The following is a 14,241-nucleotide window of genomic DNA, read 5'->3' as shown; positions in this document are numbered from 1 at the left end:
ATCATCTCTTCCCTTCGGCCAAAGTCCGCAGCAGCTCATAGTGCAACCCCTCTTGAGGTAAGTAGCGATCCTGAGCAAACAACTGTCGGATTAACGTAGCCTCCCTAGGTGCAAAGTGGTGTAGAAACCTTTTGAGGGCCTCCTTGGGAAGGTGTTGTTGTGTGCGTAGCTGCGCAGCTTTGTCGTAGCAGGCATCAAGCAAAGCAGTATAGAAGAAAACAAAGGGCCGCACTTGCCGCTGGGGTTGCAGGCTATCCCAGATAGCGATACCCGTGGGGTCCAAGTCCCCGAAGTACAGAAACTCTGCCGGGTATTGTGGCAATTGGTCAAGTTCATCAAAAAAAGAAAGGCTCCGCTGGATCTTCTTACCTTCACCATAGATCAGTAAATCAACCGAAACGCCATCCCAAGTAAAATAACCGGCCTGTAGTAGGGATTTCAATGAGTAAAAGGTATCCTTGTTCTCCACAATCAAGACGGTAATCTGATGTTGTGGGAGGCCCCGCTGGTAATAGAAAAAGGGTTCATAGGTTCGATAGCAGCATAGATCCCCAATGGTCAGTCCGACTCGGCCCAAGAGGGCTTGTCCCGCAGTGGATGCCAGGAATTTCTCATCACCAAATATGGCAAAGGATCTCTCATTAATGGTCAGTCTATCTGGATGCTTGTCTTGGTTTGCCAGGTAGGCGTCTAGCCGATGAAGCAGTGGCTTATCTTGTATGTATTGGTCCGGATTGTGGACATAGGCGGTCATACTCATTAGGGGATGAAAATGGGTTAAGAGCCGTTCGGTTAAGTCCTGATCGGCTCTCTTTTTTGTTTGCAGAAGGCGATATCCATTGTATAAAGGTGGATTAAGGCCATTTAGCTTCCATGCCTTAACCGGCTCTATTACCCCTTCTTCCACAAGTTGCTCCATAGTCTGGGCAAAGGCAGGATAGCCACCCTTTCGCCAATAGTCCTTCCGTCCCAGAGTAGACTTCACATATTCTTCAATTGACTTTGTCTCGATCTGTTTCCTTGTCTGCTGGGTCAGGTAAGCCAAGATCAATGCCTTCAAACTGGATGTCACCGCACCTTTATCCTCAAATGCACCTTAATTATACCATAAAACATGTCTTAGGCTTAAGCGGTAGGTTTTTTCATTGCTTCAGTGGTCTTAGCAATATGGGCTATGGCATCGGCTGGCGTATCTACGATCTTAATCAAGTCCAGGTCCCTTTTGTCGATATTCCTATTTTCAAGGACGGTATCCTTCAGCCAGGCGAGTAATCCAGCCCAATAGGAGCTTCCTACTAAGACGATGGGAAAGGTGCTGACCTTGCCTGTCTGGGCTAAGGTAATCGCTTCAAAGAGTTCATCCAATGTGCCATAGCCACCGGGGAATATGATAAAGGCCATGGAATACTTGACTAGCACAACCTTCCGCACAAAGAAGTAACGAAAACTTAAGGAGATGGTTTGGTAGGGATTAGGTCTTTGCTCATGGGGCAAGAGAATATTACATCCAATAGACTCGCCCCCGGCTTCGTAGGCGCCTTTATTTGCTGCTTCCATGATCCCTGGCCCACCACCGGTGATGACCCCAAGCCCGCCATTAGCCAGCAATCTGCCACAGGTTTCCGCAGCCTGGTAATAGGGATCGGTTGGAGATGTGCGGGCGGAACCAAAGACAGCCACACAGGGTGTAATCCCAGCTAGAACATCGAAGGCGTGTACCATTTCCGATTGGATTCTAAGTACCCGCCATGGATCCGAATTAACGAAGGTATTTAGAGGTTTCTCATCCACATTCTCCAGCAGAAGCTGATCGTAATCGAATTTCCTTTTCCTAAAGCTGCGCATAGACGTACCTCCCTAGGCGATGGTTACCGCTTAAGTTTCGCTTCTTGCCCTTTGTTTCCCTGCTTTGGGCTGTAGCTTCTTACCTCTATATGCCATCATATATTGCTGTTCAAGGATGAAGGAACAGCAAAGTCTACGTTCCACTGTCGCCAATTGTTATTGCTTCTTATCGCCAGCAATGGTAAGATGTCACAGGTAACACATGCTCCTTGAGAGTATTGATTTACGAATAACTGCCCCGCAATTCTTCATCCCTTGCACTTGCGTTTAATTCGGCACTTTCCAGGAGAAAATATAAGAGGTTACAAAAAAGGAGTTCAGTTATACTTGAAAACATTTGATATTTTGGAGCTAGATCAGCGCATACAAAGCGCGATCGACCAATTGGGTTTTGCCGAGATGACCCCCATCCAAAAAGAGGCAATACCCCCGGGTTTGGCGGGAAAGGATATTCTAGGCCAAGCACCGGCTGGAACAGGAAAGACCGTTGCTTTTGGTATTCCCCTTGTGGATAAGGTCGATCCCAAGCTGAATAGAGTTCAAGGTGTGGTGATCTGTCCCACCAGGGAGCTGGCCATGCAAGTTGCCAGAGAACTTAATAAGCTTGGGGGTCCTAAGGGAGTGCGGGCCTTAGCGGTCTATGGCGGTCAGCCAATTAAGGTGCAGATCCGGGAGTTGAAAAGAAGGCCCCAGATCATTGTGGGTACCCCCGGAAGACTGTTAGATCATCTGAACCGTAGAACAATTCGCCTAGGCCAGGTTAGTGTGGTTGTGTTAGATGAGGCAGACGAAATGCTAGATATGGGTTTTATTGAAGATATCACCGCGATCCTTGCTAAGGCACCCCAAGAACGACAGACTCTACTTTTCTCAGCCACCATCCCTAGAGAAATTGAGGCCCTTGCCAGGGAGTTCATGAAAGATCCGGTGACCATTCGCATCAAACCAACGGAGATCGTGGTGCCGGGAATTAAACAGGAATATATTGAAGTGGCAGAAAGACGCAAATTCGATGTATTGTGCAATCTCCTGGATGTACATTGTCCTCAGGCCGCGATTGTGTTTGCCCGTACAAAACAGCGGGTGGATGAGGTTACCGCGGCATTAAGTGCCCGGGGCTATAGTGCTGAGGCCATCCATGGGGATCTCCCCCAATCCAAACGGGATGCGGTGATGGGTCGCTTTCGCTCCGGCTCATTAAGGATACTAGTAGCCACTGATGTGGCGGCCCGGGGCTTGGATATTGATGATGTGACCCATGTCTACAATTTCGATATCCCCCAGGATCCTGAAAGCTACGTGCACCGTATTGGTCGTACAGGTAGGGCTGGTCGGAGTGGTACCGCAACGACCTTTATCACCCGGGGACAGAGGCGCAATCTGCGGATCATAGAAAGTCGTACTCGGGGTAAGATTCAGCGGCAGCCTGCTCCCACCCTGAATGATGCGATCAAAGGACAGCGAAAATTAGCAAGGGAGCAACTTGTGGAAAGCCTAGAACATGATAACCACAACTATCATAAAATGGCCGATGAGTTGCTTCAAGAGTATGATGCCGTAGACTTAGTTTCGGCTGCCTTGCGCCTGTTAACGAAGGAACCGAACACTACACCGGTTCAGCTTTCCTTCGCCAATGCACCGGACTTCGAAGAGCGAAAAGGCCGGAAGAAGTCGGGACGGTGGCAAAAACGCGGGTATAAGTCAAGAAGAGGGAAGTAAAGGTATCGTGACGAGTCGTCACGATACCTCAATTCCTTAGCGTATAGTAACCGTTTCAACGGTATACAGTAGTTCGCTTTTGTCTTTGGCCGCCACCGGCACATCAAATTCTACAAGATATCTGTCTACCTTGCGCATGGGATGTTCACTTTGGACCCTCACCTGGTAGTTCTCCCACTGCATGTTCTCAGGTACTGTGACTAGAATCTCTTCGTCTTTGAAGTTCTCAATTGTAATTGAGATTTCGTAGGTACTCACAGTCTTTTTGAGGTTACCTACCATTTCCGAGTGGGACGACTGATTAAGGATTTTCTTACTGGTGCGGATATCGTAGGGGGTGCCAACGGTCAACTGTACATCATCCCCACTGGGGATATGGCTGATGGCATCTTCGCCAATGAGCTCGCGGAACGTGGTTCCTTCTTTGTAGATGCGGACTGCACCAGCGGGCAGGGGTTTGTCAAGCTGCTTTCCCTGTAGAGTGAGGATCGTATACAGATCGCGCTCGGAGGCATCCAAAGCTCCCCGGCGGGCAAGAACAAAGCTCTTTTTAACGGGAATCTGCTGCTGCCTCAGAAAAGCAACATACACCCTGCCCCCATGCTCCAGCGTGATGGCAGACGGCAGATCGTAGATATAGTATTCGAAGAAACGCTCTGCTTCGGGGTACATGGCTCCAGCTGCCACATCACGAAGCATTACCGCATCCTGCAGGGCCGGTGTCCTATTAGTGGTCCGGTTAAGCTTTCCGGCAACCAGGCGTACCGTTGCATCAACGAAGGAATAGCCGCACTGATTAGCTAACTCCGCCCTTGCGGTGATGTCTGCGGTTGTCTCATCCGTAGATAAGATCACATCATAGTAGGCAGACCAACTAAGGCCACGGGTCAAGTAGTTAAGATTGCCTTGGGTGTTGTCAGGTAGCTGTTCTGCCACCACAAAATGTAGCCCTGGTTCCAGAACAAGTCCATCGTCCAGAGGAAAGATGATTGTACCCGATGGGTTAGTCAACAAAGTGTCATGATCCAGCAGGACAGTAAAACCGGGGTCTGCCCTAATGAGCTTTACCTTTTTTGTGACTATGGTGCCCTCTTCTTCAAATCGTAGGAGCACATCCTTCCCCAGATAGCATTGCAGGAGGGTGGAGTAATTAGCAAGATCATCGGAATACCATTGCTTGGTAATGGCCGTCCCGTTAGCTAGTTCTAAGTGGACGCTATCTACAATAATCTGCTTTGAGACATTGAGCACGATCTCATCGCCGGCACCAGTTGCTGGAACGCTTAACATTTGTTTTATCAGCCCGAGGTTATCACTGAAAATCGTTAGGTCTGTCGTAAGCTCCCCGGCACAAGCGATCTCAACAATACAGCCAGATACCAGGGCTACCACGAGAAAAGCTAAGATGTACTTCATTTTCGCACCGCCTCCTGTAGTAAAAGCTATTCGACTAGTCCTTTGTTAACTATAGAGTCTGTCGAGCAATTAGGCCATGGTTTTGATCATTTCCTGGGTGATCTGATACAACAAAGGTTCTCCATTCAGGTATCGTCTACACTCATCCACCATGTACTGGGCCATACGTCGACATTCCTGACCCATGGAGCCAGCAATGTGTGGTGTGAGGATGACATTGGGCAAGGTGTACAGTGGTGACCCTTCCCTGGGTGGTTCGGGGTTGGTTACATCCAGTATAGCGGTGATATCCTTCCGTTGTTGCAGGACCTCAATGAGCTCTCCTTCGTGGACTAAAGCTCCCCGTGCTGTATTGATGAAAGTTGCCCCTGGTTTTAGCTGCCGAAAGTGTCCTCCTCGGATCATGTTGCGTGTATCGGGGATATTAGGAGCATGGAGGCTAACCACGTCACTTTGGGTAAACAGTTCATCCAAGGAGACCTTAGTAACCCCTAAGGCCTTGGCTTCCGCATCGGAGAGATAAGGATCGTAGACGAGGACATCTACCTCAAGATTGGTAAGCAGTTCGCGGACGTGCCTGCCAATCATGCCCATACCGATGAGACCGACGGTGCTTTCATAGGCACCAGCCACCGGTAGGCGTCGATATCCTTCGGGTCCTGTGCAATTGCGGCTGTGTGTGAAGACCTGTTTCAGACTCAGAATTACTAGACCAAGAGTCATCTCGGCAACCGGTATCGCATTAGCCGCCCAGGCGCTGCATATCTTAATGCCACTTTTCCAGAATTCGTCACTAACAATGTATCGTATGGAGCCTGCTGCATAAAAGATGGCTTCAAGTTGCGTCGATGCGGCGATAAAGTTTTTGTCCAAGGGCTTCATGCCCCATGTGCAAAACAGAAGCTGGACGTTTTCCATGGCTGCCAGTACGCTATCCAAATCCTGGTAGTCTCCTGCAAAAACCTCTACATCGACTAACTCCTCGAGCAGGGCTCGTTGTTTTGAACCGAAAACTAACGAAAGCATAGCTTCGTCTGCTAAAATCAGTGCCTTTTTTTTCAATCGTAGTCCTCCCAAAATCTAAAACAAAGCTGAAATGTGGAATCGTAAATCCCCCGGTGAAAATGACCGAGCAAAGTAGTCGGGTGAAAACTTCAACCCGTCAAATAGAATAAGAACAATGTTGGGGTGATACCATAATGATTAGCCTTCCCATTTAAGGAAGACTAGAACATTTCCCAAAGGCCCGGCTGGTAGGCCGGGCCCCTAATATCTTCTTTTTACTTATTCTCGTTGTGCGGGCCAATTCCTGCCCGGTTTCTCATTTCAATCCAGGGGGGGATTATGATTTATGCCGGGATGCCAGCCTGCCAGAAGAAGTAGATGAGGAGAATGGCAAAGGTAGCTACAAGCGCCATGGTCTGAAGCCCTAAGTTCGATAGACGAATGTGGGCGAAACTACCTTCTCGCTCCTCAAATTGTACCACTAGCTTTCGCATTCGCAGACGGGCTCCGTTCCTGCAGAAAACCAAAGCTGCCCATATTCTTTCACAGGCTTCTTCAAGACCCCAAATAGTCCGGCGCATCCCCGTAAGGACTATGCCACCGAGTTGCTCCAGACTTAACCAGGTCGGGGGCTGCCAGTGGAAAAGGCCGGACCTTAACCCGAACCAGCAAAGCGCACCACCGAGTCCTAGGGTAAGAACCATTCCCCCAAGGTCTTGGGCATTCCAAAAGGAAAGACTTGTTAGACTGGTCGTATCCATACCAAAGGAAGTAAGGATGGGAACCAAGGCGCTCTCAACAAACCAGTTGGGACGAGACCCGATGGCTACCATGGCGATAGCTAAGAACAATAGGCTCAAAGACTCCAAGCGGGATTCTTTCGGCAGCTTGCTAATATTGCTACGGGGTTTGCCCAGAAAGGTCAAGAAGAATAGCTTGCAGAAGGAAGCAGCGGTGCCGATTCCGACCAAAAGAAAGCATCGCTCGACCCAGACCAGCGGTATCTTGACTGAAGCTGCTTGACTTAACCCGTGATGCAGCAACGTCTTACTGGCATAGCCGTTTAGCCCAGGGGTACCGGTAATCCCCAAAGCAGCAACTAGTGTGCATAGGGCTGTAACGGGATACTGCCTCCAGAGGCCCCCCATCCGATATAGATCAGATTGACCCGTGCGCAGAACAATCATACCAATACCTAAGAAAAGTGCGGACTTAAATAGGGCATGGTTTAGACTATGGTAGAGGGCGCCTCCCAAGCCAAAACCACCGTCGCTCCCCATCAGAAAACCAATGCCAACTCCCAATATTATGTAGCCCATTTGGCTTACGCTGTGGTAGGCAAGGAGCCTTTTTGCATTGCTCTGTAGTAACGCAAGTCCCACCCCTAAAAGCATGGTGATTACTCCGAGGGTAACAAGCGCAGGTCCGAACCAACTTGCCGCCCTGCCCCACCCGGCTAGTTGCCCGGTGCGGATCAGTCCATAGGCACCGGTCTTAATTAGGATACCCGAAAGCAGAGCACTAGCCGGCGATGGCGCCACGGGATGGGCCTTGGGAAGCCACAGATGCAACGGGACCATGCCTGCCTTGATCCCGAAGGCCACCAGCAAAGAAGCCAGCCCCCAGGAAAAGGTCTTTGGATTGGTTGCGTCAACACAATTGAAGGTGAGACCACTTCCTCCGTCGCTTAATAAAACAAGGCCCGCAGCTAGAAACAACCCCGCCAGCACACTGAAGAAAAGATAGTACAAAGAAGCCCCAATTGCCTCCTTACTCTGGTAGAACACGACCCAGAGAAGGGATGTAAGGGTCATCAGTTCGAAGAAAAACAACAGAGTAAACCAGTTGCCAGCAAGAAAGACGCCAAGTACCGCGGATAGGGTAAGCAAAAATGAGGCGTAAAACACTGAAGCCCTTTTTTCCATTTTCATGTATCCTGGAATGTACCAAGCTACTGCCCACCAGATGAAGAGTGTAAACAGGGTGAATACGATCGACAGAGTGTCGGCTCTTAACGAAGGAGTGAAGATACCCCAAGAAAACTCTAGATTTAGGGGACCGGTGCTATACACTCGTTGACCGACAATTCCCCCTAACAGCAAAGTGAGGGAGGTAGTAACAAGTCCTAGTATTCCTTGGGCCCTTCTACTAAAGATGCTACCTAGGGCTCCTAAGGCGGGTATAATAATCAGTGCTGCAAGTAGCATTTTCTCATTTCCTCCAAGTAACAATCTCTAAAAGAAACTCCCAACGACCCCATCTACTAGATACGACCAAGCCAAATTGGGGTACACGCCTAAAACTAGAGCAAAAACAACGAGTAACGCGCAAGGGACAAGCATTAGGTAGGTCTCCTTGTTACCTTCGGTGGAACGGATGGGACCTGTCCCTAGAAACCCTTGGATCACAATGGGGAAAAAGTAACAGGCGTTTAGGATCCCGCTGATGATGAAAACAAGGAGCAAAGGCCAGTTTCCTGAAGATAAGCCAGCTTTCATCAAGTAATACTTGCTCCAAAAGGCTGAGACCGGTAACATCCCTACCATGCCTAAACTAGCGATACCAAACAGGGCAAAGGTCCATGGTAGTGTTCGTTCTAGGCCCGCAAGTTCACTAACCCGAGTCTTGCCTGTGTTATGCTCAATGGCTCCCGCACAGAAAAACAGGGTGATCTTTATAATCGAATGGTTGAGCATATGAAAGATGGCGCCAGATAATCCGAAAGATGATAACGTAAAAGCACCAACCAGCATGTATGATAACTGACTGATTGTTGAATAGGCTAGACGTTTCTTGAGTACGTCCTGCCTTAGGGCGACGATTGAACCAGCCAGGACGGTAAAGGATGCCAGGACCAAAAGGTAGGGTCGAACCCCGAGCTTTGTAAGAAGGTCTGGGCCAAACACGGAGTAAACAACCCGCAGCAGGCCAAACACCCCGGCATTTACCACAGCAACCGCATGCAAAAGAGCACTTACTGGCGTGGGAGCCACCATTGCCTGGGGCAGCCAGCGGTGTAAGGGCATCAAGGCAGCCTTGACGCCAAAGCCAATCACAAAAAGAATCAGTAGCCACACCGTTTTCCCGCTGGTGGCCGTTTGGTCTAGGATCGCCCCTGTGCCAAAGCTTAGTGAGCCTGCCATAAATCCAGTGGCGACTATCGCCACTAGGAGAGCACCAGCACCGACTAAGCTGTAGATGATATACTTCTTTCCTGCCCTAAGGGCCTCTTCGCTTCTGCGATGGATCACCAAAGGATAGGTACTGAAAGTGAGAAGTTCGTAGAAAATGTACAATACCAATAAGTTACCGGCAAAGGCAATGCCCAGGGTGATTCCCATCGAAAGTAGGAAAAAGGCATAAAAAGAACGTTGTCTAGGATCTTGAGGCATGTATCCGTAGGAGTAGATGGCCGTAAGAACCCACAAGGTCCCGGCGATTAAGGCATAGGAGAGGGCCAAAGGATCAGCCCTAAACTGCCAGATTCCCCATTCTAGTGTGTTCAGTGGGGAGGTCTTAGAGAAGATAGTTGCCGCCACTTGCCAAACAGATAGTGCCGATAGGAGGCAAGTTGCCAGTACTATGCCCCTCCGCAGTTTCTGACTTTCCTCCGGTAGTAGGGCCACGATTACTCCCCCGATGAGTGCACTTAGTATCCCAACGAGCATAAAAGACATAATGATCCCTCAACATTCATGGAAATTTATCCACCTAGTAAGTCCCGCGCGGCCTGCCACGCCAAATTCCACAGTGGTCCTGGTGCAATGCCTAAAACAATAACAAAGACGGTCAGAATTAGCATAGAGCTGATCTGTAAGAAGGACGTTTCCTTGGTTGTTGTGGTGCCTGCAGGCACAAAGTAAGCAGTACGGATCACAGGCAGAAGGTAACCGGCGCAAAGCAAGCTGCCGAGGATGATCACCAACGAAGCAAGGAATGATCCAGCTTGAATACTGCCGCGAAGCAGGTTCCATTTCCCAATGAACCCCGACAGTAGCGGTAATCCCATTAGGGCAAAGCTACAGATAGTAAAAATTCCCATGGTTATGGGCATTTCACGACCTACTCCGGCCATCTGGCTTACCCTTTCCTTACCGGTGCGAGAGATGATGGCACCAGCGGCTAGGAAAAGGCATGCCTTAATAATCGCATGGCTTGCCGCATAGAAAAGCGCACCCGCAAGGCCCGTTGTATTCATCAATCCTAACCCTAAGAAAATATAGCCCACTTGGGCAACCGTTGAGTAAGCTAGTCGCCTTTTTAGTTCATCTTGGGCTAAAGCCAGGAGAGAACCTGCAACAATAGCCACCATTCCCATTAAAAGGAGAATGCGATCAATAGATAAGGCCTGCAGGAGAGCCGGTCCAACTATGATATAAAGGATTTTGGCCAAAGCAATGATATATCCTTTCACGGCTAATCCTGAAAGGATGGCACTAGCTGGGGTCAAGGCTGCAGAATGGGCATCGGGTAGCCAAAGATGCAAGGGAAATAAAGCCGCTTTAGTCCCAAATCCAATGACAAAGAAACTGATCGCCAGGCGTACCACATGGGGATAGGTGTAAGCCCTTTGACTAAGCTCTGTGAAGGCAAAGGTCATATCTAGATTACCTGTAACTAGATAAATGAGTCCAATGCCGGCGAAAATGAAACCGGAACCAACTGTAGCCAAGAGAAGATACCTGAAGGCAGCTTTGATTGCCAAAGGATCGTCCTTTGCCGCGACAAGAGCACAACAGCTAATAGTTGCCACTTCCACGAAAACGTAAACATTAAATAGGTCATTGGTAACAGCAAGTCCGGCCAATGCTGCCGCAAGCAGTAAATAGAGGGTGAAAAACCAAGCAACCCTTTGCCTACTACGAAGTTGCCAGGTAATACCGTCTGTGGCGAAAATGGCCACTGGAAGGCCTACACCAGCAATCATGAGCAGAAAGAGGATGCTCAAGGAACCCACAGAAAGCTCAATGCCCCAAGGTGCGGGCCACCCACCTGCTGGATAAATAATGGGTGCTCTCCCCTGCCTCGCTATTAATCCGGCCAGATATAGTGTTCCTCCTAGGATTAGGCACTCCACTGTAACGACCAACAACTCAATAATGCGAGGACGTCTCTTGGTGAAAATTGGCAACAGATAGGCGGTGAAAAGAAGTGTTACAACAAGTAGTACGGGTAAGTTTTCCTGGATCAATGTTTATCCGCCTCTCTTTTGTCGTAGATGATGCGGGCATCAAGGGTACCATAGTATTTATGCAACTTCACCAGAAGTGCCAAGGCAAACGCGGTGGTGCTTACGCCTACCACAATACCAGTAAGGATTAAAGCCTGGGGTAATGGGTTAACGTAACCTACTGATTCCTTAGCAGCATCGACAATAGGTACACCTCGACCAGTGATATTACCCGAGGCAATAAACATTAGGAATATGGCACTTTCCATGATGCTAATCCCAAGCAGCTTTCTTAGGAGATTAGATGAAGCGATCACCCCATATATCCCAATGGCAAAGAGGATGAATGCGGCAACATACGGATAGTTGGCCAGTAGCCTTGATAGCAAAGATACCTTCAAGATTCTTCCTCCTCTGTAAGGGCATAGAATAAGGTAACGATAGTACTTGCCACCTTAATGCCAACCCCAAGGGTGATCACTAAAATCCACCCACCGGACAACAGCGCGGCAGGTTGTCCCATGGGCACACCAGTAGCCTTATTTGACAGGAACAAGGTCCCCTTAAAAACGCCTACTAAGCCTACGGCTCCATACCATAGAGTCCCGAAACTTTCAATTAGTGTGGCAGCGCGATCGGGCACCTTATCTGTACCCTTCTCCATTCCGTAGACAGCAGCATAGCATACTAGGCCTAATCCAACGATCATACCCCCGGCAAATCCGCCTCCGGGGGACAGGTGGCCATGGAAAATGACGTAAAGACCAAAGACCTGCATCAAAGGGAGGAGCAAGATCACCACACGTTTTAGAATGTAGTCTTTCAACTCACCTCTTCCTCCTTCCCGTTCTTCTTGCCCGTCTTTAGCGTGATCAGAACCGCGATGGTGGCAGTGAACAAGACCGTTGTTTCAATAAGTGTATCGTACGCCCGGTAGTCCAGGACAATGGCGGTAACCATGTTTATCACTCCGGTGTCTTCAACGGCTTCACCGATGTATCTTTCGGAGACATAGTTGTGGACCGGGTTACCCTCCTCTCCGTAGGGAGGGAATTCTGCAACGGTAACCAAGCCAATGTAGCAAAGAAGTATAACAACGAGCGCGTACAATACTCGCTTTACCATCCTATTCGTCCTTTCGGCTAGTGCGGCTTAGTACCGCCATCGTCAAGGCCGTCGTACCGATTCCTGCTGCCGCTTCGGTAATACCTAGATCCGGGGCATTCATTAGCAGCCAGACTACGGCCATGATCAGACTGTAAATCCCGTACACGATTACGGCATACAGGAGGTTGCGTCCAAGTACTACTGCCAAAGCACCAAGGATCAAGATCGCAAGCAGGGCCATGATTTGGTAATCAACTACGGCAAATCCCATGATCCTTCCCCCTTTTCCACTTTGATCTCTGCGGTGGGATCCACTCCGTGGACGAGTGAAGCCTTGGCTACTAAATGAGCAATAGTTGGATTGATGATCCAGAATATTGCGACTAACATGATAAGTTTAATCCGAATAACTCTGTCTGTGGTGAGCATTAACAGACCTAATGCTGTCAGTCCAACCCCAAGGGTATCTCCTAAGGCCACGGTCTGCAGACGGGCATATATATCCGGCATGCGAAAAAGCCCGAGGGTACCTACTCCAAGGAAAAGGAACGCTCCCACGAAACACAGATTAGCCAAGATGGTAGTCACGCCGCATCGCCTCCATCGTTCTGCCCACGCTTCGTTTGTTTTGCAGTAGTAGTTAGAGTATCCGCATTAACAGTGGTCAGAACCTGTAACGTACATACCACTCCTACAAAACCACAGATAACAAAGACCAAGGCTACATCAATAAACATAGGTTCACGCTGCAAAAAGGCCCAAAGCAGGATTGCCAAAGTAATATTGGTACTGACCGCATTGATTGCCACTACCCGATCTGGGGCGGTTGGTCCTTTAACGGCACGGAACAAGATGGGAAATATCAGGCAGATAGTTCCTGCGAATAGCCAGAAGGCTCCTCCCATGCTACCATCCTCCCTGCCTCTAGTTTGCGCACCTGTTCGATCAGCCGCCAAGCAAATACTCCTTGTTCTTGCTCATCGCCTAGCGCGTAGATCGTAAATTCTCCGTTGTCTGGGTTAAGGTCAACGGTTACAGTTCCCGGTGTCAGGGTAATGCAGTTGGCCACAAATACCCGTCCCCAATTGGTTTGCAGCTCAGGCTGGAAACGGAAGACCCTTGGCTCACATTCCCCACCGGAAAGGACTATTCTTGCGACGGATATATTGGACTCGACTACGGCAACCAGAAGAAGCCACAGACACCGGCCGAATCCAAGAAACTCTCGAAAGGTGGGAATGCTGGGCAATGCCTCAGCGGTACTGCCCCAGAACCATGTGGTGGACAGTGCCACTAGGACACCGATAGCCAGATGCTGAAAGTCTATTTCAGCGGATAGGATAAACCAGAAACTTAAAAGTAGTAGAAACATGATGAGACCCTTTTTAGACATAATTGTCACCCCCGGAATATTAGACGGTTACCCTTTGTGCAAGGGCAAAGTTCTTGCCCTGCGCTAGTGCAGTATGGGACCGCGAAGAGCTGAAGCTCAAACGGCGTGGACTGCAGCTAGTGCATTTTAGGGATTATTAGATTGTCATCGCACCGGAAATTAGGACTTCTTGTTCCGTCCACTCGCATGGGTAAGAGGCACCAGTTGCTCCGTATGGTAAGCAGGGCCCATAAAAACAAAAAAGCGAAGTGACCGGTCAATAAGGCCGACACATCCGCTTGGTGCACTCCTCCGGGGTTAGCTGACGGGTTTGGGCACCCAAGTTGCCCTACCTGGCAAAAACACAGGATTCACCCCAAAAATATCAGTGGGTTCCCCGTTTCCTTCACAAGAATTCGGAGAGTATATCATAAGCACAAGTACAGTCTATCATATTGCCCAGAAAAGTCAAGGGTTTCCAAAGCCAGGACCCCGTCAAAGTCAGGATGTGTATACACTTAGGGTAGGTGCTCCGTTTTAGAGTTGTTCTGTTTTCAGAATGGGATTTCCGTTTCGAACAATGACGTGGATTACTACGGCTAATTTT

15 protein-coding genes and 1 riboswitch are annotated in these 14,241 nt (G+C 49.2%); of the genes, 1 reads left to right on the top strand and 14 read right to left on the bottom strand.

Going from position 1 to position 14,241, the window contains the following annotated elements; all coding sequences use genetic code 11:
- Nucleotide 1 precedes the first annotated feature (1 nt).
- Both M0Q40_06020 and M0Q40_06015 read right to left on the bottom strand, forming a co-directional pair.
- Entirely contained in the window at nt 2-1,072 is a 1,071-nt protein-coding gene (locus tag M0Q40_06020; GenBank protein ID MCK9222167.1) for a DUF2220 domain-containing protein, read from the bottom strand.
- Nucleotides 1,073-1,125: 53 nt separating this feature from the next.
- On the bottom strand, nt 1,126-1,845 hold the full coding sequence (locus M0Q40_06015; GenBank protein ID MCK9222166.1) for a TIGR00730 family Rossman fold protein: 720 nt from the start codon (nt 1,843-1,845) through the stop codon (nt 1,126-1,128).
- A 327-nt stretch (nt 1,846-2,172) separates the two neighbouring features.
- Here M0Q40_06015 and M0Q40_06010 point away from each other — a divergent pair, with 327 nt between their 5' ends.
- Nucleotides 2,173-3,564 carry a DEAD/DEAH box helicase gene (locus M0Q40_06010; protein MCK9222165.1) on the top strand — a complete coding sequence of 464 codons (1,392 nt, stop codon included), beginning with the start codon at nt 2,173-2,175 and terminating at the stop codon, nt 3,562-3,564.
- A gap of 36 nt (nt 3,565-3,600) precedes the next feature.
- On the opposite strand, the gene M0Q40_06005 is transcribed toward M0Q40_06010, so the two are convergent.
- The 12 genes from M0Q40_06005 to M0Q40_05950 form a co-directional block, all read right to left on the bottom strand.
- Nucleotides 3,601-4,980 carry a DUF4139 domain-containing protein gene (locus M0Q40_06005; GenBank protein ID MCK9222164.1) on the bottom strand — a complete coding sequence of 460 codons (1,380 nt, stop codon included), beginning with the start codon at nt 4,978-4,980 and terminating at the stop codon, nt 3,601-3,603.
- A 69-nt stretch (nt 4,981-5,049) separates the two neighbouring features.
- Nucleotides 5,050-6,042, bottom strand: a complete 993-nt coding sequence (locus M0Q40_06000) for a hydroxyacid dehydrogenase (protein MCK9222163.1) — start codon at nt 6,040-6,042, stop codon at nt 5,050-5,052.
- A 287-nt stretch (nt 6,043-6,329) separates the two neighbouring features.
- Nucleotides 6,330-8,192 (bottom strand): complex I subunit 5 family protein, encoded by a 1,863-nt coding sequence (locus M0Q40_05995; GenBank protein ID MCK9222162.1) that lies wholly within the window; start codon nt 8,190-8,192, stop codon nt 6,330-6,332.
- Between the two features lie 27 nt (nt 8,193-8,219).
- Nucleotides 8,220-9,662: a monovalent cation/H+ antiporter subunit D family protein gene (locus M0Q40_05990; GenBank protein ID MCK9222161.1), complete on the bottom strand. Its 1,443-nt coding sequence runs from the start codon at nt 9,660-9,662 to the stop codon at nt 8,220-8,222.
- Between the two features lie 26 nt (nt 9,663-9,688).
- Nucleotides 9,689-11,176, bottom strand: coding sequence for a monovalent cation/H+ antiporter subunit D family protein (locus M0Q40_05985; GenBank protein ID MCK9222160.1), 1,488 nt, complete (start codon nt 11,174-11,176; stop codon nt 9,689-9,691).
- The gene (locus M0Q40_05980; GenBank protein MCK9222159.1) at nt 11,173-11,556 is read right to left on the bottom strand and encodes a cation:proton antiporter subunit C; all 384 of its coding nucleotides are present in this window, start codon (nt 11,554-11,556) and stop codon (nt 11,173-11,175) included. Before M0Q40_05980 ends, M0Q40_05985 begins: the two co-directional genes overlap by 4 nt.
- On the bottom strand, nt 11,553-11,981 hold the full coding sequence (locus M0Q40_05975) for a sodium:proton antiporter (GenBank protein ID MCK9222158.1): 429 nt from the start codon (nt 11,979-11,981) through the stop codon (nt 11,553-11,555). Before M0Q40_05975 ends, M0Q40_05980 begins: the two co-directional genes overlap by 4 nt.
- On the bottom strand, nt 11,978-12,280 hold the full coding sequence (locus M0Q40_05970) for a hypothetical protein (GenBank protein MCK9222157.1): 303 nt from the start codon (nt 12,278-12,280) through the stop codon (nt 11,978-11,980). The genes M0Q40_05975 and M0Q40_05970 overlap by 4 nt, the downstream gene beginning before the upstream one ends.
- A gap of 1 nt (nt 12,281) precedes the next feature.
- Nucleotides 12,282-12,533 (bottom strand): DUF4040 domain-containing protein, encoded by a 252-nt coding sequence (locus M0Q40_05965; protein ID MCK9222156.1) that lies wholly within the window; start codon nt 12,531-12,533, stop codon nt 12,282-12,284.
- Nucleotides 12,518-12,850 (bottom strand): monovalent cation/H(+) antiporter subunit G, encoded by a 333-nt coding sequence (gene mnhG / locus M0Q40_05960; protein MCK9222155.1) that lies wholly within the window; start codon nt 12,848-12,850, stop codon nt 12,518-12,520. The genes M0Q40_05965 and mnhG overlap by 16 nt, the downstream gene beginning before the upstream one ends.
- Complete coding sequence (locus M0Q40_05955; protein MCK9222154.1) at nt 12,847-13,167, bottom strand: monovalent cation/H+ antiporter complex subunit F; 321 nt, start codon at nt 13,165-13,167, stop codon at nt 12,847-12,849. The genes mnhG and M0Q40_05955 overlap by 4 nt, the downstream gene beginning before the upstream one ends.
- Entirely contained in the window at nt 13,125-13,655 is a 531-nt protein-coding gene (locus tag M0Q40_05950; protein ID MCK9222153.1) for a Na+/H+ antiporter subunit E, read from the bottom strand. The genes M0Q40_05955 and M0Q40_05950 overlap by 43 nt, the downstream gene beginning before the upstream one ends.
- Nucleotides 13,656-13,925: 270 nt before the next feature.
- Nucleotides 13,926-14,066: riboswitch (cyclic di-AMP (ydaO/yuaA leader) on the bottom strand.
- Between the last annotated feature and the right edge of the window lie 175 nt (nt 14,067-14,241).

The organism is Limnochordia bacterium, assembly GCA_023230925.1.
Classification (GTDB): domain Bacteria; phylum Bacillota; class Limnochordia; order DUMW01; family DUMW01; genus JALNWK01.
Note: the sequence above shows the minus strand (reverse complement) of the source record. Positions and strands in the feature narration are given on the sequence as shown.